The 24,941-nt window shown below is 41.4% G+C and carries 22 protein-coding genes and 1 tRNA gene; 15 read left to right on the top strand and 8 right to left on the bottom strand.

Annotated features, from left to right (window positions below):
* Window positions 1–59: 59 nt before the first annotated feature.
* The 5 genes from BUC10_RS06830 (at window position 60) to BUC10_RS06810 (ending at window position 3,250) form a co-directional block, all read left to right on the top strand.
* Complete coding sequence (locus BUC10_RS06830) at window positions 60–509, top strand: DMT family transporter (protein WP_073177690.1); 450 nt, start codon at window positions 60–62, stop codon at window positions 507–509.
* A gap of 3 nt (window positions 510–512) precedes the next feature.
* Window positions 513–1,244, top strand: coding sequence for a GNAT family N-acetyltransferase (locus tag BUC10_RS06825; RefSeq protein WP_073177687.1), 732 nt, complete (start codon window positions 513–515; stop codon window positions 1,242–1,244).
* Between the two features lie 27 nt (window positions 1,245–1,271).
* The gene (locus tag BUC10_RS06820) at window positions 1,272–1,919 is read left to right on the top strand and encodes an NAD(P)H-dependent oxidoreductase (protein WP_245812794.1); all 648 of its coding nucleotides are present in this window, start codon (window positions 1,272–1,274) and stop codon (window positions 1,917–1,919) included.
* Window positions 1,920–2,074: 155 nt separating this feature from the next.
* A complete protein-coding gene (locus tag BUC10_RS06815; RefSeq protein ID WP_131819058.1) occupies window positions 2,075–2,626 on the top strand; it encodes a hypothetical protein in 552 nt (183 codons plus the stop codon).
* Between the two features lie 45 nt (window positions 2,627–2,671).
* Complete coding sequence (locus BUC10_RS06810; protein WP_073177680.1) at window positions 2,672–3,250, top strand: NAD(P)H-dependent oxidoreductase; 579 nt, start codon at window positions 2,672–2,674, stop codon at window positions 3,248–3,250.
* A 413-nt stretch (window positions 3,251–3,663) separates the two neighbouring features.
* Here BUC10_RS06810 and BUC10_RS06805 read toward each other — a convergent pair.
* A tRNA-Phe gene (locus BUC10_RS06805) sits at window positions 3,664–3,736 on the bottom strand.
* Between the two features lie 109 nt (window positions 3,737–3,845).
* Here BUC10_RS06805 and BUC10_RS06800 point away from each other — a divergent pair.
* The 7 genes from BUC10_RS06800 (at window position 3,846) to BUC10_RS06770 (ending at window position 11,615) form a co-directional block, all read left to right on the top strand.
* Window positions 3,846–4,574: a type III pantothenate kinase gene (locus BUC10_RS06800; RefSeq protein WP_073178846.1), complete on the top strand. Its 729-nt coding sequence runs from the start codon at window positions 3,846–3,848 to the stop codon at window positions 4,572–4,574.
* Complete coding sequence (locus BUC10_RS06795; protein WP_073177678.1) at window positions 4,575–5,831, top strand: BamG family beta-barrel-assembly machinery protein; 1,257 nt, start codon at window positions 4,575–4,577, stop codon at window positions 5,829–5,831. It begins immediately after the preceding gene.
* Window positions 5,832–5,934: 103 nt separating this feature from the next.
* Entirely contained in the window at window positions 5,935–7,305 is a 1,371-nt protein-coding gene (locus BUC10_RS06790; protein WP_073177675.1) for a tetratricopeptide repeat protein, read from the top strand.
* Window position 7,306: 1 nt separating this feature from the next.
* Window positions 7,307–7,918 carry an LPS export ABC transporter periplasmic protein LptC gene (gene lptC, locus BUC10_RS06785; RefSeq protein ID WP_073177673.1) on the top strand — a complete coding sequence of 204 codons (612 nt, stop codon included), beginning with the start codon at window positions 7,307–7,309 and terminating at the stop codon, window positions 7,916–7,918.
* Window positions 7,911–8,114 (top strand): hypothetical protein, encoded by a 204-nt coding sequence (locus BUC10_RS06780; protein ID WP_073177671.1) that lies wholly within the window; start codon window positions 7,911–7,913, stop codon window positions 8,112–8,114. The genes lptC and BUC10_RS06780 overlap by 8 nt, the downstream gene beginning before the upstream one ends.
* A gap of 6 nt (window positions 8,115–8,120) precedes the next feature.
* The gene (locus BUC10_RS06775) at window positions 8,121–9,410 is read left to right on the top strand and encodes a hemolysin family protein (protein ID WP_073178843.1); all 1,290 of its coding nucleotides are present in this window, start codon (window positions 8,121–8,123) and stop codon (window positions 9,408–9,410) included.
* An 84-nt stretch (window positions 9,411–9,494) separates the two neighbouring features.
* Window positions 9,495–11,615 (top strand): peptidylprolyl isomerase, encoded by a 2,121-nt coding sequence (locus tag BUC10_RS06770; RefSeq protein ID WP_073177669.1) that lies wholly within the window; start codon window positions 9,495–9,497, stop codon window positions 11,613–11,615.
* Window positions 11,616–11,664: 49 nt separating this feature from the next.
* Here the strand turns inward: BUC10_RS06770 and BUC10_RS06765 are convergent, their stop codons facing one another.
* Both BUC10_RS06765 and BUC10_RS06760 read right to left on the bottom strand, forming a co-directional pair.
* Window positions 11,665–12,573 (bottom strand): GYDIA family GHMP kinase, encoded by a 909-nt coding sequence (locus BUC10_RS06765; RefSeq protein ID WP_073177667.1) that lies wholly within the window; start codon window positions 12,571–12,573, stop codon window positions 11,665–11,667.
* The gene (locus BUC10_RS06760) at window positions 12,573–13,889 is read right to left on the bottom strand and encodes a hydroxymethylglutaryl-CoA reductase, degradative (RefSeq protein WP_073177665.1); all 1,317 of its coding nucleotides are present in this window, start codon (window positions 13,887–13,889) and stop codon (window positions 12,573–12,575) included. Before BUC10_RS06760 ends, BUC10_RS06765 begins: the two co-directional genes overlap by 1 nt.
* Window positions 13,890–14,044: 155 nt before the next feature.
* Here BUC10_RS06760 and BUC10_RS06755 point away from each other — a divergent pair, with 155 nt between their 5' ends.
* Together BUC10_RS06755 and BUC10_RS06750 are read left to right on the top strand one after the other, a co-directional pair.
* Window positions 14,045–16,204, top strand: a complete 2,160-nt coding sequence (locus tag BUC10_RS06755; protein WP_073177663.1) for a S9 family peptidase — start codon at window positions 14,045–14,047, stop codon at window positions 16,202–16,204.
* Between the two features lie 16 nt (window positions 16,205–16,220).
* Window positions 16,221–17,753, top strand: coding sequence for a peptide MFS transporter (locus tag BUC10_RS06750; RefSeq protein WP_073177662.1), 1,533 nt, complete (start codon window positions 16,221–16,223; stop codon window positions 17,751–17,753).
* On the opposite strand, the gene BUC10_RS06745 is transcribed toward BUC10_RS06750, so the two are convergent.
* The 5 genes from BUC10_RS06745 to surE are packed head-to-tail and all read right to left on the bottom strand — an operon-like array spanning window position 17,750 to window position 22,536.
* A complete protein-coding gene (locus BUC10_RS06745) occupies window positions 17,750–19,732 on the bottom strand; it encodes a ComEC/Rec2 family competence protein (RefSeq protein ID WP_262493189.1) in 1,983 nt (660 codons plus the stop codon). The genes BUC10_RS06750 and BUC10_RS06745 overlap by 4 nt on opposite strands.
* A 30-nt stretch (window positions 19,733–19,762) precedes the next feature.
* Window positions 19,763–20,308 carry a C40 family peptidase gene (locus tag BUC10_RS06740; RefSeq protein WP_073177660.1) on the bottom strand — a complete coding sequence of 182 codons (546 nt, stop codon included), beginning with the start codon at window positions 20,306–20,308 and terminating at the stop codon, window positions 19,763–19,765.
* Between the two features lie 33 nt (window positions 20,309–20,341).
* Window positions 20,342–21,454: a lipid-A-disaccharide synthase gene (gene lpxB / locus BUC10_RS06735; RefSeq protein WP_073177659.1), complete on the bottom strand. Its 1,113-nt coding sequence runs from the start codon at window positions 21,452–21,454 to the stop codon at window positions 20,342–20,344.
* A 28-nt stretch (window positions 21,455–21,482) separates the two neighbouring features.
* The gene (locus BUC10_RS06730; RefSeq protein ID WP_073177657.1) at window positions 21,483–21,767 is read right to left on the bottom strand and encodes a hypothetical protein; all 285 of its coding nucleotides are present in this window, start codon (window positions 21,765–21,767) and stop codon (window positions 21,483–21,485) included.
* Window positions 21,760–22,536 carry a 5'/3'-nucleotidase SurE gene (surE, locus tag BUC10_RS06725; protein WP_073177655.1) on the bottom strand — a complete coding sequence of 259 codons (777 nt, stop codon included), beginning with the start codon at window positions 22,534–22,536 and terminating at the stop codon, window positions 21,760–21,762. The genes BUC10_RS06730 and surE overlap by 8 nt, the downstream gene beginning before the upstream one ends.
* A gap of 205 nt (window positions 22,537–22,741) precedes the next feature.
* Here surE and BUC10_RS06720 point away from each other — a divergent pair, with 205 nt between their 5' ends.
* On the top strand, window positions 22,742–24,916 hold the full coding sequence (locus BUC10_RS06720; protein WP_073177652.1) for a carboxy terminal-processing peptidase: 2,175 nt from the start codon (window positions 22,742–22,744) through the stop codon (window positions 24,914–24,916).
* The last annotated feature ends 25 nt before the right edge of the window (window positions 24,917–24,941 follow it).

Genomic DNA, 24,941 nt, shown 5'->3' with positions numbered 1-24,941 from the left:
AATGCATAAGGTATTTTGTCGCTTTACATTTGGCCTATAAATCATTAATACTTTGAGATATGAGTCAGACAACACCAATGCTATTAGCCTTTATAGGTGGTGTCTTTTTGGCACTTCATGGAGGGTTTAACTCACAGCTGAGCGAGCAACTTAAAAGTCCCTTATTGACCTCGCTTGTGGCCTATATCATAAGCGCACTATTGGCACTTTTTGCGGTCATGATCTGCACCAAACATTTACCATCCCTTTACAAACTAAAGGACGTACCTTATTATTTATGGTTTTCGGGGGCCTTGTTCAGTGTCATTGGAATTGGACTGTATTATTATACCATACCAAAACTGGGTATTTCCACAATGATTTCAATCGGTCTTTTTGGACAAATTTTGTTTTCTGTCGTTGCGGGTCATTTTGGTTGGTTTGGTCTGCCTTCCGAGCCTATTGCCTACAAAAAGATTTTTGGGGTAATCGCCATGACCTTAGGAATTATTTTAATCAAAAACTCTTAAAAGATGGACTTAAAGAAACGGAACATAGATAACTTGACCTCGTTATGGCAATTGGTTAATCGCAAGGCCGATACCTACGTAATTGGCAATGCCTTTGACTATGGAGCCATAGCCTATTCCGATTGGCCAAACAAGCTATGGTTCATAAATAAACCTGAGCAAGGTGATATCGATATTGCGAAAAAGATAATCGCTTCATCTTCCACCAAAATCACTGTTCCCCATTGGGAAATAGAAGGAAACGAATATGAATCCCTTCTTTTGGATAATGGTTTTGAAAAGGTGTTGGAACAGGTTGGGATGGTTCTCGATCTTTCCAAAAGAGTTTTCACCCCATCAAAACTGAAACTCCAAAAGGTAGAAAACAAGGACTCTGCTCAATTGTGGGAGTCATTATTCCAAAAAGCCTTTAATTATAAGATCCATCGTGAGCTGATATTGAAAAGCCTTGATGAAATAGAGTATTTGATTGCCTATGATGAAACCTCTCCTGTGGGCACAGCTTTGACCTATACTACGGGAAACGAAATTATTGGCATCCATTCTATGGGAATCATTCCAGAGATGCGAAGAAAGGGTTATGCCGAAAAGATGATGCATTCCATGTTATATGAAGCCGTAAAAAAAGGATATTCCCACGCCACATTGCAAGCTTCGGCAATGGGAAAAGGTCTTTACGAAAAGTTAGGGTTTGAAGAACAGTTCTCAATGACCAACTATGCTTTAGTGCAATAAGTTCGATCAGAACTAAAACAATGTTTAATGAAAAAACTGAATAAAATGAACTTAGTGGAAAATCTAAAATGGCGCTATGCGACTAAAAAGTTTGACCCTCAGAAAAAGGTGTCGGAGCAGGATTTAAAATATCTTAAGGAAGCGGTGCAATTATCCGTATCATCCTATGGGCTACAATTATATAAGGTTTTAATTGTTAAAGATGTCTCAATAAGGGAGCAACTTAGGGAAGTTTCTTGGGGTCAATCACAAGTTACAGATGCATCTCACCTTTTTGTGTTCTGTAATTTTTCTGAACAGAAGAATGAATATGTAGATGATTATATAAATAACATTGTCGAAACCCAGAATATACCTATTTCTGCGGTGGAAGGTTATGGAGAGTTCATTAAAGAAAACCTTTCCAAAAAAACTACTTCTGAATGGCAATCCTGGTCCAAAAAACAGACATATCTATCCTTGGCCAATTTGTTGAATGCCTGCGCCGAACTGAAGATAGATGCCTGTCCAATGGAGGGTTTCGATTCGGCAGCCTATAATGAAATCCTAGGTCTTGATAAGAAAGGCCTTAATGCATCGGTAATTGCGACAGTAGGGTATCGTTCAGAACAGGATGAAACACAGTATCGAAAGAAGGTCAGAAAAGCCTTGGAAGAGTTGTTCGAAACGGTCTAAAGAAGTCGTCAAAGACTTAGAGAACTAAATGGCAAATAGGAAAAGAGTAAATACCTATCAAGAAAAAGGTAAAAAATACCTTGGCAATGAAGTACATGACTTTCATAGGGATATTATTTGGGATACAAACAAGTTTATCTTCCCAAATTTCTTACGTGGAAAGTACTTTCATGGACGATAGGGTTAAATATCAGTATACTTTCTTCAAGGTTATTGAAACCTCTAATCTTAGTTTTTTTAATTTGACTTCTATAAGAACGGACTACAACTTTGGAAGGATATCTGAAAGCTATCTTATTGACAACTTTCTGTTTTATGAAATAAAAAGAGGTGTTTCATTGGCTACTGAAATAGCCTGGAATCAACAGGGACTCATTGTTGCGTTTGGAGCGCGATATAGTTATAACAAAAACAATTTTCGTTTTGACATTTTTCCATCATACAAAATATCAGATAGAAAATATTTGTTTACCAGAATGCTATTGGAGTATCAAACACCACTGGTAGGCCAGGTTGCACTGTATTTTAGGGGGCAGATCAATTATTCCACTGATTTTTCCAGCATTGGCAATCTTTCAAACCTCTATCGGCTGGGCTTGCAATACAAGAATATCAGATTTGGAATAGGAACACCCTGGTTCAAGGCCTTGTCAACTGCATCGCTGAAAAAGGAGTTGGTTGGAATCTTTGTTGGGGTAAGCATTTGACCATTAAAACCTTAGATCTGATTTTGGCATTCAAAAAGGATAAAAATGAAAAAAGTACTCATTATTAATGGACATCCCGATAGGGAGAGTTTTAATTGGGCATTGGCCAAAACTTATTCAGAAGCCGCCCATAATGCAAATGCCAAGGTTGAAACCATCAACTTAGTTGATTTGCACTTCGACCCAGTTTTGAAATATGGTTATCGTAGACCATATCCACTGGAACCCGATTTGGAAACTGCAATTGAGAAAATGAAGGAAGCTGAGCACCTTGTTTGGGTATTTCCTATGTGGTGGTATGGAGTGCCAGCCCTGTTAAAGGGATTTATCGACCGAACCTTTCTGCCAGGAATAACTTTCAAGTATCAAAAAGGAAAGCTGTTTCCAAGCAAGCTACTAAAGGGAAAAACCGCTAGAATCATTGTTACCGCGGATACGGTAAGCTGGTATAACCGATGGGTAATGAAAAATCCTGCCATTAATCAATTCAAAAAAGGAATATTGGAATTCTGTGGGGTGAAACCTGTGAAGGTTACCTATTTGGCGCCGATTAAAAGTTCATCCATGCAAAAGCGCAAAAATTGGTTGCTTGAAATCAACAAACTGGGTGCTCGACAGGCATAATATACCCAATCTTAATAAGTAAATGAATTTTGGGTTCGATATAGTCAATACAGACAATACCTCTTTTGAAAACTTCATTGGGTGTTAGTCCGAATTTTGAAAGAGTTAATTTATCAATATGGACTAGTGTAAAATCGATTATTGCAATTCTACTTTTTTTCAGTACCCCCACCCAATTTATTTAGGCTATGTCAAAAGCACATTTGGTTTCTGAGGTTTTTGATTCTTCGTTTTTAGGATAATTATGTAGTTAGTCCAAAACAATTGGCGGCGAAGTATGAAATCGCTAGTTTTAAAGGGACAGAAATGTTTATTTCTTCTTTAAAGTTCATTGCAAGCACCCTCTGGAGCACCCTGTTAAAAACAGAAAACTCGCAACGTTACTGTTTATAGTATGTTACGAGTTTCTTCTGTGGTACCTCCAGGAATCGAACCAGGGACACACGGATTTTCAGTCCGTTGCTCTACCAACTGAGCTAAGGTACCTCCCATGCCTTTTGCAAAGGCGGGTGCAAATATAATTTCAAAATTAGGATATACAAACAAAAACCAGAAAAAAGGCAAGGGTTTTTTTCCATTTTTCCATCTTTGTATCATGAACTTGGTCATAGACATTGGAAACACTTTGGTGAAATATGCTGTTTTTGAAAATGGTAGCATCGTATTTGACCAAAGTTCAGAGTCAGGTCTGTTCCTTAGCAAAGTAAAAGAACTCTTTGAGCGTTTTCCAAAAATAGATCAGGCGTTGCTTTCAAGTGTTGGGAAATTGGAGCATAAAGAACGTGATATTGTCTCTCTTTTCTGCCGGGTTCATGTCTTGTCGCCTGAATCCAGGGTGCCCTTTAAAAATAGCTATGCTACCCCGCAAACCTTGGGTATGGATAGAGTGGCGCTGGCCACAGCTGCATTTTACCACAATCCTAGGGGCAATACCCTTGTCATTGATGCGGGAACGTGCATCACATATGATATGGTCAATAATTATGGTGAATATGTAGGAGGGGCCATATCGCCTGGAATCCGAATGAGATACAAGGCCATGAACGATCAAACCGCTGGCTTACCCTTACTTGAACCTTCAGAGCTATTGGATTTTATCGGAAACTCCACCGAAACCAGCATGCACAGTGGGGTGATCAATGGTGTTTCACAGGAAATAGATGGGGTAATTGATCAGTACCGATCACGCTTTCAACATTTAACAGTTATTTTAACAGGCGGCGACTTCCATTTTTTTGCTAAACGACTAAAAAATACCATATTTGCGAATTCTAAATTTCTCTTGGAGGGGCTAAACTACTTGCTGGAATACAACAAACGCTAGATGGTTAAGAAATTTTTGATCGCTTTTTTTTGCGTGGCTGCCCATGGCATTTTCGCGCAAAACGGTACCGTATCACCTTATTCATTTTTTGGAATAGGAGACCTTAGGAACAGTGGTACAGTCGATAATCAGATGATGGGGGGGATGAGTTTGTATGCAGACAGTATCCATATCAATCTTCGAAACCCGGCGGCCTACTCCAAATTAAAATTGACTACCTATACCGCGGGGATATCACACAACAGGTTACGGCTCAAGGATTTTACCGAACAACAAAACGTTTCGGTAACCAATTTGGACTATTTGGCCATAGGTTTTCCCATTGCCAGAAAAGCAGGTATGGCTTTTGGTATTATGCCACTGTCCTCCGTGGGCTATGAACTTACGGATGTCAATGATGATGAGTCGGTAACTAACGTTTATACAGGAGATGGTGGACTCAACAGAATTTTTGTTTCGATTGGATTTGAGCCCATCAAGAATGTAAGCTTGGGAGTTACTGGGAACTTTAATTTTGGAACCTTGGAATACCAACGTATTCAAAGTGTAGAAGGTGTTCAGTTTGGCACATTGGATCGACGAGAGTCGCGCATCAATGGATTGGACTTCAATTATGCCTTGAATTACACACCTACCATCAAGGATAAATATACCTTATATACATCGGTTCTGGTGAATACCCAAATAAACTTAGCTTCTGAAAATTCGGAAAGACTGGGGTCCTTTTCTTTGGCAAATGGACAGGAAATTGAGGTTATTGATGTGAATTTGGATGCTCTGAACCTAAAAAACACCGAATTAAAGATTCCGACAAGGACTACATTGGGAATTGGATTTGGAGAGAATAAAAAATGGTTGATCGGTGGGGAGTATAGCTTTCAACAGTTCAGCGATTTCCAAAATGCGTTTTTGGGTATAGAAAATGTAACGTACAAGGATGCCACGACCTATGCCTTCGGAGGGTATTGGATTCCTGATTACCGCTCACTTACAGGGTATTTTAAGCGAATTACCTACCGAGCAGGACTTCGATATGATGTAAGTGGATTGGAAGTGAATGGAAGGGAGATTAATGATTTTGGCATAACTTTTGGATTTGGACTACCGTTGAGCAACAACTTTTCCAATTTGAACCTCGGTTTTGAATTGGGGAAAAGGGGAACGACGGATGCAAACTTAATAGAGGAAGGGTATTTTAAAATTAATGTTGGACTTTCCTTAAATGACCGGTGGTTCCTTAAAAGAAAAATAAATTGATGGGGATTTTATTGTATATCATTTAAATAACCGGTGATATCTTCCCCCTTTAAGATATTTTTTTCGTGAAAATTTGTACATTAACCACTTTAAAATTAGTAAGATGACGAAGAAACACTACTTAACGATGATAGCGGTCCTTATGTCGATGGGATTAAGTATGGCCCAGGCGCAAAATCCTGAGTGCATGACCAATCTTTCCATTTACGCCGAGCACGCAAAAGTTAAAAATTACGATGCAGCCTATGAACCATGGAAAATGGTATATGAAAGCTGCCCGGATATCAACAAGGCCAATTTCTCCTATGGGGAGAAGATTCTTGCCCACAAGATCAAGAATTCCTCCGGAGCCGATAAGGATGGTTATATTCAGGACTTGATGTCTTTATACGATGCAAGTTTGAAGTATTTCCCAGCAAAATTCAGTAAAGCAGGTGTTACCATTGACAAAGCGCTTTTGTCCTATGACAACAAAATGGCTTCTGATGAGCAACTTTATGGAATGTTGGGCAAAGCCTTTAAGGAGGATAGAAAAAACTTTAAAAACCCTAAGGCACTTTACCTGTATTTCTCAACGCTCGTGGATTTGCACGAGGGAAACAAGAAAGACCTTCAAGAAGTGTTTGATGTATATGATGATGTTACTGAAAAGGTAGAGGAGGAAAACAAGAAGCTTACTGCGGTTGTTACAAAGTTACTCCCTAAAGATTCGTTGGGAACCCTGACATCCAAGGAAAAAAGACAGTTGAGAGTGGCTACCACGAACTCTAAGTCATATGGTAAGATTGCAACCAGCATCGATTCAAAATTGGGAGCTTTGGCGGATTGTGGCAACCTTATCCCACTTTATGAAAAGAGCTACGAAGCCAAGAAGAACGATGTGAACTGGGTAAAACGTGCCGTTGGAAGAATGTTTTCCAAAGAGTGTACGGACGATCCAATGTTCCAGAAGCTTTTTGAGGCCCAGTTGGCTTTAGATCCTTCAGCTGATGCCTATCTATATGGAGGTACATTAAAGCAAAAAGCAGGTGATAGTAAAGGAGCTATTGCAGATTTCAACAAAGCTGTTGAACTGGAAACGGACAACTTCAGAAAGTCCAATATCCTGTATAAGATTGCAACTACGGTAAGAAGAAGTAGCAAGTCAAAAGCGAGAAGCTATGCCTTAAAAGCTGTTGACGCCAACCCTGCAAACGGGAAAGCATATTTGCTTATTGCCAACCTGTATGCAAGTAGTGCAAATGCATGTGGAAGTACACCTTTCGAAAAAAGAGCCATCTATTGGAAGGCTGCCGATATGGCCAGAAAAGCAGGTCGTGTAGATCCATCCCTAAGTGGTAGGGCCAGCAAGTCCGCTGCAAGTTATGCGGCCAAAGCACCTACCAAAGAGATGATCTTTAGCTCAGGAAAAGCAGGTCAAACAGTTTCCTTTAGCTGCTGGGTAGGAGGTAGCGTTAGAGTACCTAGTCTATAATGTGAGACAGACCTTAAGAAATAAATTATACAGTTTTGCCACGGTTTTAACCGTGGCAATCCTTTTTATATCCTGTGGTGACAACTATCAACGGGTGGGCGAAGAGGCCGTTAAGCCCATATTTCCTTCGGGTGTGGCCCAAAACCTAAAACTCACCTATACGGAGACCCGGGAAGAAATGAGCACCCAAGATCAGGATAGCTCCAAGGTAATCGCTATTCTAACGAGTCCGGTCTACGAGAATTTTGACAATCAGTATTTCAAATTCCAGACCTTTCCCGAAGGTCTTCAGGTGGATTTCTTTGATGATAAAGATCAAAAGAGTGTTATTACCGCGGATTATGGAATCGTATATTCACAGACCAATCTCATAGATTTGCAGGGCAACGTGGTCATTGAAACACATGACGGTAAAAAACTCGAAACTCCGCAGCTTTTCTATGATCGTTCCAATGGTTGGATTTTTACTGAGGAGGCCTTCACCTATACCAACCCGGAAGATAACACTGTCATGGATGGTGAGGGAATGGATTTTAACCGGGATTTTAGCTACTTTAAGGCACATAAGACCTATGGCCTCATGACCATACAAGAAAAAGAACTAGATGATTAAAATTTTAAAATACACTGAATACCTTTATCTGGTAGTGGCGGTGGTCTCCATTTATAAGGTGGCCACACTTTGGAGCATCAATCCCAAAGAGACTTATATATTTATCTTTTTTGCCGTGGTCTCCACTGCAATGTTCCTATTTAGGAGGAGGTATAGAAAGCGCTTTGAACAGCGTAAAAAGGAGAATCAACAGTAATTGGCCTTGGAAGTTTCGCTGATTGTTATCATTTTATCCCTATTATTCTCAGCTTTTTTTTCTGGGATGGAAATCGCTTTTGTTTCAGCAAACCGTATCCATATAGAGATTGAGAAAAAACAAGAGGGCTTTTTTGCAAAAGTGCTCACCTGGCTTACGGAGAAACCCTCCAAGTTCATCGCAACGATGCTTATTGGAAATAATATTGCCCTGGTCATTTATGGACTTTTTATGGGCGATGTGCTCATGGAATGGTTTCAGGGGCTGTTGCCAACTACCAGCAACTTTCTGAATGCCATGCTAACAGATTTTAGCTTGCTTTCCCAGACATTGATATCCACACTCATTATTTTGGTGACAGCAGAGTTTTTGCCCAAGGTGTTGTTTCAAATCTATTCCAATACCTTATTAAAGGTTTTCGCTATCCCGGCTTATTTCTTCTACCTGTTGTTTTCAGTGATATCTTGGTTCGTCATTAAGGTATCGGATTTTATTCTTCGTGTTTTTTTTAAGACAGAAGGAGACGAAGTACAACTGGCTTTCACAAAAATTGAACTGGGGGATTATATCACCGAGCAAATGGAAACTGTGGAAGAAGAAGATGAGGTGGACTCTGAAATCCAAATTTTCCAGAACGCGCTTGAGTTTTCGGCGGTAAAGGCTAGGGAGGTCATGGTGCCCCGGACCGAAATAATGGCCGTTGAAATTGAGGAAACTCCAAAAAACTTGGCCAAATTGTTTTCAGAAACGGGCTACTCCAAAATCTTGGTCTATAAAGAGAGCATAGACGAAATTATAGGCTACATCCATTCTTATGAGCTGTTCAAAAAACCTAAGACCATTAAAAGTATTCTGCTTCCGGTAGAGTTTGTTCCGGAAACAATGTTGATTCAGGATATCTTGAATGTGCTTACCAAAAAAAGGAAGAGTATGGCCGTGGTATTGGATGAATACGGTGGTACTTCTGGGATTATGACTGTGGAAGATATTGTTGAGGAACTCTTTGGGGAAATTGAAGATGAGCACGATAGCACAGATTTGCACGAAGAGCAGTTGAGTGAAAACGTCTATAAGTTCTCAGCACGAATGGAGGTGGATTACATCAACGAGAACTACAAACTGGAGCTGCCCGAAAGTGATGAATACGAGACCCTGGGTGGATTGATCATGAATGAGACTGGTGAAATCCCGGAACAGGACTCGGAAATCAAACTTGATAATTTTATCTTCCACATCTTGGAGGTCTCCAATACCAAAATTGATTTGGTAAGTGTTCAGGTTATCCCTGAAGATTAACAATTTCCGCGCTTCGTTGGGCTTTCCTATTTGAAAAGAAAATGGTATTTTCGCCCACTGAAATTATAGAAAACAAGCAGTAAAATGGCAATATTAGAGAATATTAGGAAACGTACAACCGTGCTGATTTTGATTATCGGGATGGCCTTGTTCGCCTTTGTAATATCAGGAGTCTTTACAAGTAATGATTTTGGAGGTGCCAAAGTAGGTTCCGCAGTAGCGGAAATCAATGGGGAAAGCATTTCTATTGAGGACTTTAGAAAAGAAGTGGAAAGTGCCTCAAGACGATTTGGGCCAAGCTTCTCCTCTACACAGCTAGTGAACCAAGTGTATGACCAGGAAGTAAGAAAAGCCATTTTACAACAACAGTTTGATGATTTGGGCATAGATGTGGAAAGTGATCAGATCATTGAGTTTGTTAAAACATCCGGATATGCACAGATTCCCGATTTTCAGGATGAAAATGGAATTTTCAATGCCGAAGTTTTTAAGAGTGCCATAGCGGATTGGAAAGTGAACGATCCACTGCGCTACGATGCTTGGTTGCAAGATGAAGAGCGCATTATCCAATCTGCCAAGGAGCGTATCTATTTCAACCTGATCAAAGGTGGGGTCGGAGCAACCCTTTCAGAAGGAGAGTTCGATTATAAACTGGCAAATGAAAAGGTTGATATACAATATGTTCGTGTACCCTACACCTCGGTTCCGGATAGTACAATCCAAGTGACTAAAAGTGATATTCAAGCCTATGTGAACAGTCACCAAGACGAGTATAAGCAGGAAAAGGCAAGGGACATCCGCTTTGTATATTTTGAGGAAAAAGCCTCTGCTGATGACGAAAAGGCCGTTGAGGATGCCATTTCCACTTTGCTTGATGATTCTGTGGAATACGTTCAGGAAAGAAATACCACGGATACCATTCCTGGGTTTATCAACACCCAAGATATGGCGGCGTTCCTAGATCGTAATTCAGATACCAAATTTGACACCATATACAAGGCCAAAAATGATTTGCCGACCTTGGTTGCCGATTCTTTGATCAACCTTCAGGTTGGTGAGACCTACGGACCTTACCGTGAAGGTGATTTCCTTAGGGTAAGCAAAATGATGAATAGAAAAGCCAATGGTACTGTTAAGGCAAGCCATATTCTTTTTACTTGGCAAGGAGCTGAAAGGGCCAACCCAAGTATTACCAGAACCAAGGAGGAAGCTGAGGCCAAGGCCAAAGAGATATTGGCGGAAGCCAAAAAAGATGGAGCAGTTTTCACTACATTGGCGAGGGATAATTCAGATGGACCTTCCGCTCCAAGAGGGGGTGATTTGGGCTATTTCCAAGAAGGCGTGATGGCCGATGCCTTCAACGATTTCTGTTTTAATAACGAGGTTGGTGCCATTGATTTGGTGGAGACCCAGTTTGGTTATCATGTTATCAAAATAGATGACAAGCAAGATATTGTTCAGATAGCTACCTTGTCAAGAGAAATTGAGGCTTCCGAGGAAACCATCAACACCTTGTTTACCGATGCTACGAAATTTGAAATGGCTTCTATTGATGCCGAACCAGATTCTTTTGGGGATATAGCCAAGGAAAGCAACTATCAGGTCAGGCCCGTAAATAAAATTAAAGAAATGGATGAAGTTCTTCCTGGACTTAATGCCCAGCGTGGGATTGTTCAATGGGCCTTTAATGATGATACCGAAGTAGGTAATATCAAACGTTTCAACATCAACAATGGGTATGCCGTGGTTCAGTTGGTGAAGAAGTATAATGAAGGACTTATGGCTCCAGAAGATGCTTCTGCCAATGCACTGCCAAAAATCAGAAAAGAGCTTAAAGCTGAGCAGATTATTGCTGCCAACCAGAATAAAACTATGGATGCTTTGGCAAAGGATAACAATGTGGCCTTGTCCAACGCTTCTGCGCTTACGATGAAGTCACCAACGCTTCCAGGTGCGGGTAGAGAGCCTTTGGTTGTTGGAACTGCCTTTGCACTTCCCCAAGACGGAACTTCTTCATTGATCCAAGGAGAAACCGGGGTCTTTATGGTCAAGGTGACCAAAAAGGAAGAGGCGCCCAACGTGGACAACTTTAGTACCTATGCCAATACGCTAAGAACGAACGCAAGTAATAGGGTAAACGGCGATATCTACACGGCACTTAAAGAAGGTGCGGAGATTGAGGATAAAAGAGCTACCTTCTATTAATTGAAGTTTTTACAATAGACTAAAAAGCCTTCCTTTGGGGAGGCTTTTTTTATAGCACCATTTTAGAAAAGGGAATCTGAACAGGATACCCCTTTTTATGAAAATATTCCATTTCTTCTTCTTTTCCTGTAGCTAGAATAAAGTCCCCCCCCCATGCTCCCAAACTTTTTATGGTGCCAGGATAATCGGGAAACAGTTTGGACTTCACGGTTGGAACGCCAAGAACTTCGGATAATAACTGCTCATGCTCGCTCAACAACATCTCAAATTCAGATAACTTCGAAGAAAGCAATACCCTTTCTGTAATATGGGATATACTTGTCTGGAGGGTTTGAGCATCAAATTGAAGGGTACGGTAATTGGCTATCGCCTCACGGCTATTCCGCTTTTCATTGAGGTAAACAAAAAAAAGGGAATCCTTGAAAGGGGGGTCAAAATCAACGATTTCTGTACGGGGATCCCCATCTTGTAACCAATACAAGAGCGGTTTGCCGTTTTGTGCACAGGCGATATCGTATCCACTTCCCCCAAAAGTTTTTTTCAAAAGTTTGTAGGGGTCTATGCCCGCCCATTGTGCTATATTATTGATCAAGGTAGAGGAGGTTCCCAAACCCCAGTTTCGGGGAAACGTCAAGTGTGATTCCACATGCCATCCTGAGTCCCCCTTAAGAAAACCCTGGTTCATCTCAGCTGCGGTTTGGAGAATCTGTTTAAGTCTATCGGAAGTATCCATATCCGATGAGGAAATGACTTCCAGTTTTGGAACTGTAAATTGGACATGAAACCACATCTTCTGGTCAGCATCGAAGCTCCTCCAGTTCAGAATTTCTGATGAGGTCACCTTTACATGAAGGGATTGCCCATATTGCGATGGCACGGCCAATCCTGTGGCACCATCCAAAATGGCATACTCCCCGGTAAGCAGTAGTTTGCCGTTACTGTAAAAGCGTTGTTCCATTATTGGGATTGAATCTTTTCAAGTGCTTGTTTAACCGAAGCGTTGGTCACAGTATGATCTTTAAAATAGGCGACCAGTTGCTCTTTTTCACTTTCGGTGGCTCCCATCTGGTTGAGCATATTCATCAAATGCATTTTCATATGTCCCTTTTGGATGCCAGTGGTTACCAAGGATCGGAGTGCTGCAAAGTTTTGTGCTAATCCGGCAACCGCAATAATTTGCATAAGTTCCTCGGCGGATGGCCGACCCAAAATTTCCAGGGCCAGTTTTACTAGGGGATGTAGCGAGGTGAGTCCTCCAACAGTTCCCAAGGCTAGCGGAATTTCAATCGAAAGTTTAAATTGGTCACCTTCTATTTTTACGTGGGTTAGGCTCGAGTAAGAACCGTCTTTGGAGGCATATGCGTGCACTCCGGCCTCAATGGCCCGAAAATCATTTCCGGTGGCTAGGACCACGGCATCTATCCCGTTCATGACACCCTTATTATGGGTAACGGCCCGGTGCGGTTCTACCTTCGCAATAGTCACTGCCTGAATGATTTTTTCTGCAAATTCCGCCCCGGTCATCTGACCCTCGTCCAACGCCGTAAGTGCACAGCTTACTTCAGCACGAACCAAACAATTAGGGACATAATTGGACAGAATGCTCATGACCACTTCAATGTCCTTTTCGTTTTCAGTGAAATCTGCATATTGCTTGGCCTCTTCTTTTAATGTTTTGGCAAATTGCTCCAAACAAGAGTTAATGAAATTGGCTCCCATTGCATCCAAAGTCTCAAAGGTGCAGTGCAGCTGATGATAGCCTTCCATTTTATCCCCTAGGCATCGCAGTTCAATAGCCTTAATGCCACCCCCGCGTTTTTCCATGTTTTGGGTGATAGTGGCCGTTTCTTGGAAAAGTTTAGGTTTGACCTCCTCAAAAAATTTTTTGAGCTTTTGGTCATTGCCATGGAACATAAAATGTACCTGACCTATTTTTTCAGTACCTAGCACCTCCGTCTTAAAGCCTCCTTTATTTAGCCAAAATTTGGCTGCCTTACTAGCCGCTGCAACAACTGAACTTTCCTCGATGACCATGGGAATGGCGTAGAGTTTGTCATTAATCAGGAAATTGGGTGCTACCGCAAAAGGGAGGTAGTAGTTTGAGATGGTATTCTCAATAAACTCATCATGAACTTTTTGCACCTCTGGGTCTTCGTTCCAATAACGTTCCAACAGTAGTTTGGCGGATTCTGGATCTGTTGTAAAATGCTTGGCGACCCATTCTATTTTTTGGTTTTTTGAAAGCTTGGAAAATCCCTCAACAGGAGTGTTCATGGTGTGTGGTTAAAGGAATCAAATATACATATAATGGGACTTTTTGGTGAATAGGGGAAAACAGGGTCATATTCTTGTTGCCTTAGCAACAATAAAGTTTATTTTTCGGATAAATATTAGTAAACTTGAGGGTTTATTATCAAATTACGACTTAAATGGGAAAAAATTTCCTTATCTGCATGCTCGCCCTGGGGTGCGTTGCCCTTTCTTCAGCCCAAAAACAAAAAATTACACTCGAAAATATCTGGCAAGGTGAGTTTCGAACAGAATATATGGATGCACTCCAATCCATGAAGGATGGCAGTCATTATATAGTGTTGAATTTTAATCGATCCCCCCGCAGCAGTAGTTTGGATAAATATGATTATACCACATCCAAAAAGACGGAAACAATAGTTGCCTCATCAGGAGAGGTGCCATTTTTTAGTTCATATGCGTTTAGCGATGACGAGTCAAAGGTGCTTTTGGCCACAGAGATAGAACCTATTTTTAGGCATTCACGCCTGGGCATTTATTACGTCTATGATATCACCTCCAAAAGTATTACCAAGGTTTCTGATTCGAAAATTCAGGAACCTTTGCTTTCTCCAGACGGTTCAAAGGTTGCCTATGTATACAATAATAATGTGTACAGTATGGATTTGAAATCCAAAGAAACCAAGCAAATTACGACAGATGGCAGTAAGGGAACCATTATTAACGGTATTACAGATTGGGTTTATGAAGAAGAGTTTGCGTTTGTGCGTGCTTTTGCTTGGAACAGCAACGGAACCAAAATAGCTTTCTTACGTTTTGATGAGACCAATGTGCCACATTTTTCTATGGACGTTTATGGACAAAATCTGTATCCTTTTCAGTATGAGTTTAAGTACCCCAAAGCTGGAGAAGAGAATGCCACTGTAAGCCTGCATATGTACGATGTTTCTTCTGGGAACATTTCAAATATAGACCTTGGAAACCAGTATTACATTCCAAGAATCAAATGGAAAAACAACCCAGATGAGTTAAGTGTGCAAACACTTAATCGGCACCAGAACCATTTGAAAATGTATACGGTCAATGCTTCGAACAACTCCGTTGATCTTTTATTTGAGGAAAAGGACGCCGCCTATGTTGATATAACGGATAACCTTACTTTCCTCCAAGATGACAGTTTCATCTGGACCAGTGAAATGGACGGGTACAACCATATCTATCTGTACAACAAAGATGGAAAGCTTCGCAACCAGGTAACACAAGGACCTTGGGAGGTAACCAATTACTATGGTTATGATGAAAAAAGGAAGAAAATCTATTACCAATCCACTGAAAATGGTTCCATTAATAGGGATGTGTACAGTATAGGAGCCAACGGAAAGAAAAAGAAACGTTTGACCACAGAGGAAGGAACAAACAACGCTGATTTTAGCGCCAGTTTCACCTACTTCATCAATACTTTCTCCGATGCTACGACGCCATACCGATTTACCTTGAACCAAGCTTCAGATGGCAAAGAACTCAGGGAGATTAAGAACAACGAGGACCTTTCAAAAAAGCTTGAAGGGTTTGATATGAGCCGAAAGGAATTTTCCACAATCAATATCAATGGAAATGACCTGAACATGTGGACGGTAAAACCTGCAGACTTCGACCCAAATAAAAAATATCCCCTTTTAATGTTCCAATACAGCGGACCGGGGTCCCAACAAGTTGCCAATAGATGGCTGGGAAGTAATGATTTTTGGCACCAAATGCTGGCATCTGAAGGTTACATTGTGGCCTGTGTGGATGGGCGTGGAACGGGTTATAAGGGAAGGGATTTTAAAAAGGTGACCTATTTAAACTTGGTGAAGCACGAGACCGAAGATCAAATAGCAGCAGCCAAAAAATTAAGCGAGCTTCCCTATATCGACGAAAATAGAACCGGCATCTGGGGCTGGAGCTATGGAGGTCATATGAGTACCAACTGTTTGCTCAAGGGAAATGATGTTTTTGAAATGGCCATTGCAGTAGCTCCGGTGACTTCATGGCGGTTTTACGATACCATTTACACAGAACGCTTTATGCGAACACCCGCTGAAAATCCAGCTGGGTATGATGATAATTCACCATTTAATTATCCAGAACTGCTAAAAGGCAAGTACCTATTGGTTCATGGTTCCGGGGATGATAATGTACATGTTCAAAACTCTATGCGAATGATAGAGGCTCTGGTTCAGGCCAATAAAGATTTTGAATGGGCCATTTATCCGGATAGGAATCATGGAATTTATGGTGGTAATACCAGACTTCACTTGTTCTCCAAAATGACCAAGTTCGTCAAGGAAAATTTGTAATCAAACTATCTAATATATGTCAGACGTTGTAAAACCGGCTAGCGAGAAGGAGCTTTTAGGGCACCCTCAAGGCCTATTCTATTTGTTCTTCGCAGAGTTGTGGGAACGTTTCAGTTTCTACGGAATGCGGGCCTTGCTCACCCTTTACATGGTCAACGTGGTATTCGAAGCTTTGGCCACACGGGATTATGCAGCCGCGGCTGTTTATGCTTCTTACGGTTCTTTGGTCTATGCTTCCACCGTTATTGGGGGCAAAATTTCCGATTCCATTTTAGGAATGCGTTCCTCCATTTTTTTGGGGGGTATTCTTATGGCGCTTGGGCATTTTGTTCTCGCCATTGAGAACAATACCGCATTCTTTTTGGCCCTTGCCTTTATTATTGTTGGTAACGGTTTCTTTAAACCCAATATCTCAACCTTTGTGGGCACGCTGTATAAAGATGGGGACACACGTAAGGATTCAGGATTTACCATCTTCTATATGGGGATAAATATTGGAGGATTTATTTCTCCACTGCTCTGTGGATGGCTTGGACATACCTATGGCTGGCATTATGGTTTTGGACTAGCCGGTATTGGAATGCTTACCGGACTGCTCTTTTTCTGGAGCGGAATCAAAAAGAATGTCTTTGGCGAAGGAGGTAAACCTCCAAGTGTAGAGGTATACGAGAAAAAGATAATGGGGATTCCGCAAAAGCATTTAATTCCACTTTTGGCATTTTTGTCAGCTCCTTTAATTGCGTTCCTACTGCAATCTTATAAATCTTTGGGCGAAAAGGGAACGGCGTTCGGAGATACCAACATCGTTAACCTTCTGTTCTATTTGGTTGGAATTTTAGTACTGATTTATCTAGGTACGATCATGGTAAAATCTACCATGGACGAACGCAAGAAACTTTTCATGGCGGTACTGATCACGTTCTTCATGACCATTTTTTGGGGTTTTCATGAACTGCATGGCAGCGTCATTACCCTGTTTGCCGCAAGAAACGTAAACCTTTCCATGATCAATGCAAGTCAGACCAATGCACTGAATTCCATGTTCATTGTCATCTTGTCCATTCCTATCTCCATTATGTGGACCTATATGGCCAAGAAAAAGATCAACCCAAGGACACCTTATAAATTTGGAATGGGATTGGTTTTGGCCGGTTTGGCATTTTATGTGGTCTCCTTAAGTGGCGGGAGTGCTGACGAAAACGGAATGGTTCCCTTCTCATACCTGCTTTGGTTGTATTTCTTGATTTCTGTTGGCGAGTTGTTCATGTCGCCAGTGGGACTTTCAAAAATAACGGACCTATCTCCCAAACGAATAGTGGCCTTTATGATGGGGGTATGGTTCTTGTCGTCTGCCTATGCCTTTCAAATTGTTGGTTTCATTTCCAAGCAATTGGCTATTGAAAGTACGGATAGTAATGTAGGCGGTCTGGATACTTTACATGTTTATTTGGATGGATTTAGCCTTATTGCCAAGTATTCCCTGGTAGCAGGTGTTGTGGTGCTGTTGTTTGGCCCACTAATGAAAAAATTGATGGGGAACGTACACTAGTCAGAACCCATATCAAAAACAAAATATCCCTTTTCGCGAGTGCTGTGAAAAGGGATATTCTTTTTCATACAACTCGCTTTCCAACGTTTTACGAAGCTGGTAAAATTGCTGCCATCGGCAATAACTGTTTTAGGTTTCATAGAGTCCAATAAGCGATCTATATTGATTTTTGTAGATTGGGTGAGTAAAAGATAATCTACATGCATGCCTTTAGGGTGGATCCCCGAACTGTCCAGCACAAAAATTCGTTTTGGACCTATATCATAGCTATTTTGCAAGGGATGTTTGCTGACGGATTTTATCCGTTCGGCTACTAGATAGTTTTGGGCTAAGGTTGGAAATGAAGTTGTATCTGATGAAAAAAAGCGCAGTTGGTTTCCTTGTTGGTGCAGCAAAATGGTTTCCTTGGATTGATGCCCCAAAATGAGTGATTGTTTTCCACTGACTTGTTTTTGGTTCCAGAGCCCCCACAGTTGAAACAAAAGAATTCCAAAAGTAACGGGAACAAAGGTTTTCTTTTTTGGTTTGGATAGTAAACGAACTAGGGCTATCAAAAATATGTAACCTAAAACCAATTGGACGCTGTCAAACGGTATTTCCTTAATAAGAAAACGCTCTTGTTGTCCCACCCAGCCTATAATCGTGTTCATTCCTTGAATGGAAAGATTATATCCCTGCATAAGAACGTTTGGAAGAGCGTCCATAAGGGATAAGACAATCACTAAGATTCCATACCCCAGCAATAAACCTAGAAAGGGCACCACTAAAAGATTGGACACGAAAAACAGTGCAGGAAATTGATGGAAATAGAACAGGCTTATGGGCAGTACCCCCATTTGGGCCGAAACGCTGATGGAAAGTAGCTGCCAAACCTTTCGGATCAAGAAGTTTTCCGGAGTCCAAAACCGCTTAAATTTTGGATAGAGCCATACAATGGCAAATACAGCGGCATAACTCATTTGAAAACCAACTTGGAACAGGAACAAAGGTTTTAAGAGTAATGTGAAACACAGCGATAGTGCCATTATGTTAAAAGTGTTTGTGGGCCTGTTCAGGTGCATTGCATATGCCAAAAAGGAAAACATGGTCACTGCCCTGACAATGGACGGACTAAGACCTGCAATAAAGGCATAGACCCATAGGGACAAAACAATGACCAATAGTTTCAACACTTTACCTTTGGGCAAACGCGCTAAGGGTGCGAACAAAAATTGCAACAATAGCAGTAGAATGCCGACATGAAGGCCGGAGACGGCCAAAATATGAACGGCGCCCGCATTTTTGTAATTATCATAGATATCCGCTGAAATTGCATCTCGGTAACCCAATAATAAAGCTTGAATAACACCTAATTCTTCCGTTCCGAACCCTTCTTTCCGCAACTTGGAAATGATATGGTTTCTGAATTCGGCCGCGTATCCCATCAAAGTTCTGGAAGGAGCATCACGAACCACCATGAACTCCCATTGGCCCTTTAGTTGATGTTGAATTCCTTGCTTTTCAAGATAGGCCCGATAATCAAATTGGTGTGGATTTCGTGGAGGCTGAATCTTTAGCAGGGGACTACTTAGAACTACTTCGTCATCCACGTTAAGATTGTTTTTTATCGGATTCCTTGGGAAACTTAGAATAAGTTTTCCTTGCTGGGGTTCATTGTCCGTTAGCATGACTTGGGCCACATAGCGCCTGCTATAACTATTGGGCTTCAAAACCTCCTTAATTTTCAATACCCAGGTATAGGATACGTCGTCTTGAAGATTGGAAAGGGAGTTGGGGTTGGAAAGGTTCATTGCGAATATTCCAATGGTAATGAAGGTCAGTATAAATGTCAATTCGAAAAAAGGAAAGCCTTTTCGGGATTGCTTTTTCATCGCTAGAAACAATAGAAAGACCAGTATTGGAAGTAAAAACAGAACTACACTGTACGTAACCCTTAGATAAAACCCAAGAAGTATGCCCGCGACAAGGCATGGCGCCATTTTTATGGATACAAAATTGAAGTGGAGCATTTACAGGATGCGGGTGGCCCTCACAAAAGCATAGTTCCAATACCCTTCCCGAAGGGAAGAAACAATTACCCCGCGAGAGGATGTGGAATGAATGAACTTAATGTCATCTCCCTTGACATCCACAACCAATCCCACATGATTGATCCGCTTTCTGTTTTTACCGGTCTTGAAAAAAAGTAGGTCTCCCTTCTGTACCTGCTTCACCTTAATACGTTTTCCACGTTCCGCCATTTGATAGGAGACCCGTGGAAACTCAATATCGTTCTCCTGAAGGGATACAAACACAAGACCTGAGCAGTCCATTCCTTTTTTTGTAGTGCCGCCAAATCGGTAACGAGTACCTGAAAAAGCCATTGCTGTTTCCACAACGCTTTCAGCTTTTAGGTTTTTTCGTTTTTCTTTTCTTGAAGGCTCCTCTGGGACCACAGGTTCCTCTTTGGAGGCTTCTACCGTAACGGTCCTGGTCTTGCTATAGGTTCTTTTTTTCTTGGCGCCACAACCAAAAAGAACCAAAAGCGCTAAAAAGTAAAGTGCTTTGCGTAACATTTAAAAGTAGGTTTTAAGACTTGTGGCCATAAATTAAGCATTTTCAACGATTAATTGGGCTGCTAATTGACTGGCACCTTTTCCGCCTAATTTTCCCCTCAAAATCCTATAGTCCTCCAAAATTTGTTCTCTCTTTGGACCTTCAACAATCTTGCCAAGCTCCAACTTTAGATTCGCGGTGGTTAAGTCATTTTGAATGAGTTCTTTAACCACTTCTTTTCCCATAATTAAATTGACCAATGAAATAAAATCCAAGGTAATGATGCGTTTTGCAATTTGGTACGAAATCCAGTTGCCTCTATAACACACTACTTGAGGGATGCTGAATAGGGCAGTCTCCAAAGTAGCCGTTCCGCTGGTGACCAATGCTGCATGGGAGTGTTTCAATAAGGAATAGGTCTGGTTGGATACGTAGCTTACTTGATTACCTTCGAGGAAAGGTTCGTAAAAAGCATCCGGCAAACTGGGTGCACCCGCAATCACAAACTGGTATGCCTGAAAATCCTTCTTTACGGAGAGCATTAGGGAAAGCATCTTCTGTACCTCTTGTTTTCTACTTCCTGGAAGCAGGGCAACAAGGGGCTTGTTATGGTCCAATCCGTTTTCCGCACGAAATTGGGCTTCATCCACTATAGAAGTATTTTCTATGGCATCTATTAATGGATGACCAACAAAATGAACGGGATAAGCGTGTTTTTTTTCATAGAAATCCTTTTCGAAGGGAAGGATAACGTGCATTTGGTCAATATCCCGTTTAATTTTTTTGATCCTACCTTCTCTCGAGGCCCATATTTGTGGCGAGATGTAATAATTGGTTCGGTACCCTTTTTTCTTGGCCCATTTGGCGATGCGCAGATTGAATCCAGAAAAATCAATAAAAATAACCACGTCTGGATTGAATCGCTCAATATCTTCCTTGCAAAAGGAAATGTTCTTAAAAATGGTCGGGATGTTTTTAATGACCTCCAAAAACCCCATGAAAGCCATATCCTTATAGTGCTTGGCCAAAGCTCCTCCTGCTTCTTGCATAAGGTCCCCGCCCCAACATCGTATTTGGGCGTCAAGGTCCTTTTTTTTAATGGCCTTGATCAAATTGGATCCGTGGAGATCCCCAGAGGCTTCGCCAGCAATGATATAGTACTTCATAGGGAAAAGTGCGCCATTGAAACCAAGTTTACTTAAATATTTTGTAATAAAGGATGACAAGGGCGGTCAACAAAGTGGCAATCATGACTCCTCTAGCCCTATAGTCTCTTTTTAACCTCAAGAACCCGAAAAAGGCTACCAAGTTTAAGATAGCCCCAAGGGCGAGCAGACTCCCAATATGCCCTTGTGAAATGGCAGCTTCGAAGGTTTCCACTATTCCTAAATCGGAAAAAATCAAAATGTATCCCAGGGTTCCTAAAGTATTGGCAATGATGCCCACGGCCAATCCGATTAAAACTTCTTTTTTATTCATTCAAGCTCCAATTGTTTATTTGTGGTATGGCGTGATGCGCCGTAAGATCAAATTGTGTGGGCACTACTGAAACGTAACCCTGTGACAGGGCCCATTCGTCCGTATCCTCTCCTTTGTCCAATAATTCAAACTCACCTGTTAACCAATAATAGTCCTTGCCGGTAGGACTTGTGCGCTTGTCGAATTGTTCCTTCCAGTTGGCCCGTGCCTGTCTGCAAACTTTTATGCCTTTCGGTTGTTCTTTGGTTTTTGGAATATTCACATTGAGCACCGTTCCTCGCGGAATTCCATGATTGAGCGCTTCAACAACAATTTTTTTTACGGAATTTTTAGCGTGGTCAAAGTTGGCCTCCCATGAATAGTCGCACAAAGAAAAACCTATTGCGGGAATACCCTCAATTCCGGCCTCAATGGCGGCACTCATGGTACCGGAATAAATCACGTTTATGGACGAATTGGAACCGTGGTTGATACCGCTAACACAGATGTCCGGTTTTCTGTCCAAAATTTCTTGAAGCCCTAGTTTTACACAATCTGCGGGGGTTCCACTGCAGCTGTATTCACGAGGGGCACCTTCTTTTTGATCAATGACAACCTGTTTGGAGTAAAGCGTGCTATCAATGGTGATGGCATGTCCCATTCCAGATTGTGGGCTGTCGGGGGCTACCACCACAACCTCTCCAATCTCCTTCATAATTCGTATTAAAGACCTTAATCCAGGTGCCGTAATTCCATCATCATTGGTGACCAGGATAAGCGGTTTTTTCATTTTGTATAATTATTACCGTAAAAATACGTTTTTCATAAGGATATGATGCCGTGTGCGTTTAACAAAAAATTAAAAGCAGCAAGCCTGTGTGGCACGGTTTTTTCAGTATCTTAGGGAATTCATACAAGTAGAAACGGAGGATGAAGGAATGATGTTTTGGTATTGAAGGACCAGCGAATTTCGTCCCAATTAAACGACCTTATTTATGAAAAAGAATTTCACCTTGGCCCTTTTGGTAATTCTTGTGGCGGTAGCTTCCTGCAGTTTTACAAACAAATCGTTTGAGAACGATGATAAGGATAAATTGCTATTGGACCTTATTACCTACGTGCTCGAGCGTGGTCACTACGAACCCAAAAACCTTAACGATAACTTCTCTTCCAATGTATTTGACGATTTCATAGATATTTTGGACCCTACAAAAAGGTATTTCTTGGCCAGTGATGTCAGGGAATTTGAAAAGTACAGGTTCATGATCGATGATGAGATCAAGAACACCGATATTACCTTCTTCAATGTGGTGTACCAACGTTTGATGAAACGTATGGACGAAGCCCAAGAAATCTATAAGGAAGTATTGTCTCAACCTTTTGATTATACTACACAGGAGACTATTAATATCGATTACAAGGATCAAGAATATGCTGCCAACAAAAAGCAATTGAAGGAGCGTTGGAGAAAACAATTAAAATACAATACGCTAGGTATTTTTGATAATAAGGCGGAAAATAGAATTGCCGAGGCAGACCAGCTTACCAAAACCGGTGTTGTAACTGAGGTAATGACGTTGGAAGATATTTCCAATAGTATTGATGAGGCGGCCACAGAAGCCGAGGCCAGAGAGAATACCAAAAACACCTTGGATGAGTTCTTTGATTTCATAGAGGATTTGGAACGTAAGGATTGGTTTGTACAATACATCAACACTATTGTTGACGAGTTTGATCCACATACCTTCTATTTTGCACCGGATGACAAGGAGAAGTTCGATATCGGCATGTCTGGTAAGTTTGAAGGAATTGGTGCTAGACTACAGAAAAAACCGGAAGGAGCCCGTATCATGGAGATCATCTCTGGAGGACCGGTCTGGAAAGAACAGAGCCTGGAGGTTGGAGACGAAATTTTAAAAGTAGGGCAAGATGGGGAGGAACCTATCGACATTGTTGGAATGCGTTTGGATGACGCCATAAAATTGATCAAGGGCCCAAAAGGAACCGTGGTTGATCTTACCGTACGAAGAGTGGACGGCACCGTTGAGGAAGTTTCCATTACCCGCGATGTGGTGTTGCTTGAAGAATCCTATGCAAAGTCGGCCACAGTGGAAAGGGATAGTCATAAATATGGACTCATTAATCTACCTAAGTTTTATGTGGATTTTGAGGACTATACCGAACGTAATGCGGCCACGGATGTAGCCAAGGAAGTAGAGCGCCTAAAGCAGGCAGGTGTTGAAGGGATTGTACTTGATTTAAGGGATAATGGCGGTGGATCCTTGAAAACCGTTGTGGAAATGGCCGGTTTGTTCATTAAGGATGGCCCCATCGTACAAGTTAGATCTTCGGGGCAGCGTAAAGAGGTACATGAAGATAAGGATGAACGTATTCAATGGGATGGTCCATTGGTGATCTTGGTGAATGAACTTTCAGCTTCCGCCTCAGAAATTTTGGCAGCGGCCATGCAGGATTACAAAAGAGCGGTTGTGATTGGAAGCAAGCAAACCTTTGGGAAAGGAACCGTTCAGAATGTGATTCCTTTGGATAACATTGTACGCAGCAATGAGCATGGTGACCTTGGAGCTATTAAGCTTACCACCCAGAAATTCTATAGAATCAATGGTGGTTCCACCCAATTGGAAGGTGTAAAAAGTGATATTGTGGTACCGGACCGTTATTCCTATATCGATCTTGGGGAAAGAGATCAAGAAAACCCATTGGGATGGGATAAGATTACTCCTGCTGATTATGAGATTTGGGATGGTTATATCGATTTTGAAACCGCGGTTGCGAATAGCAAAAAGAGAATGGCCGATAATCCTCAGATCAAATTAATCGAAGAGAATGCCAAATGGCTGAAAGAGCAACAGGACGAAACCGTGATTTCCTTGAACTATAATGATTACAAGATACGCGAGGAAACCGCAAAAAAACGTTCCGATCATTTCAAGAGCTTAAGGGAATACGATTCAAAACTTACATTTGAGTCACTTAAATACGAAACAGAATTGTTTACTCAAGATTCTGTACTTCGGGAGAAAAGAGATCGCTGGCACAAAAATTTGGCCAAGGACATCTATGTGGAAGAAGCAGTGAACGTATTGAGGGATCTTCAGTTGAACAATATTAAAAGCAGCGAGCGAAAGCTGGCCAGTGTAAAAGGATAGTTTTATCTGCTAAAAAATTAAAGTA

It is taken from the genome of Flagellimonas flava (genome assembly GCF_900129665.1).
Classification (GTDB): Bacteria; Bacteroidota; Bacteroidia; order Flavobacteriales; family Flavobacteriaceae; genus Flagellimonas; species Flagellimonas flava.
This window is presented reverse-complemented; position numbering and strand designations above follow the sequence as displayed.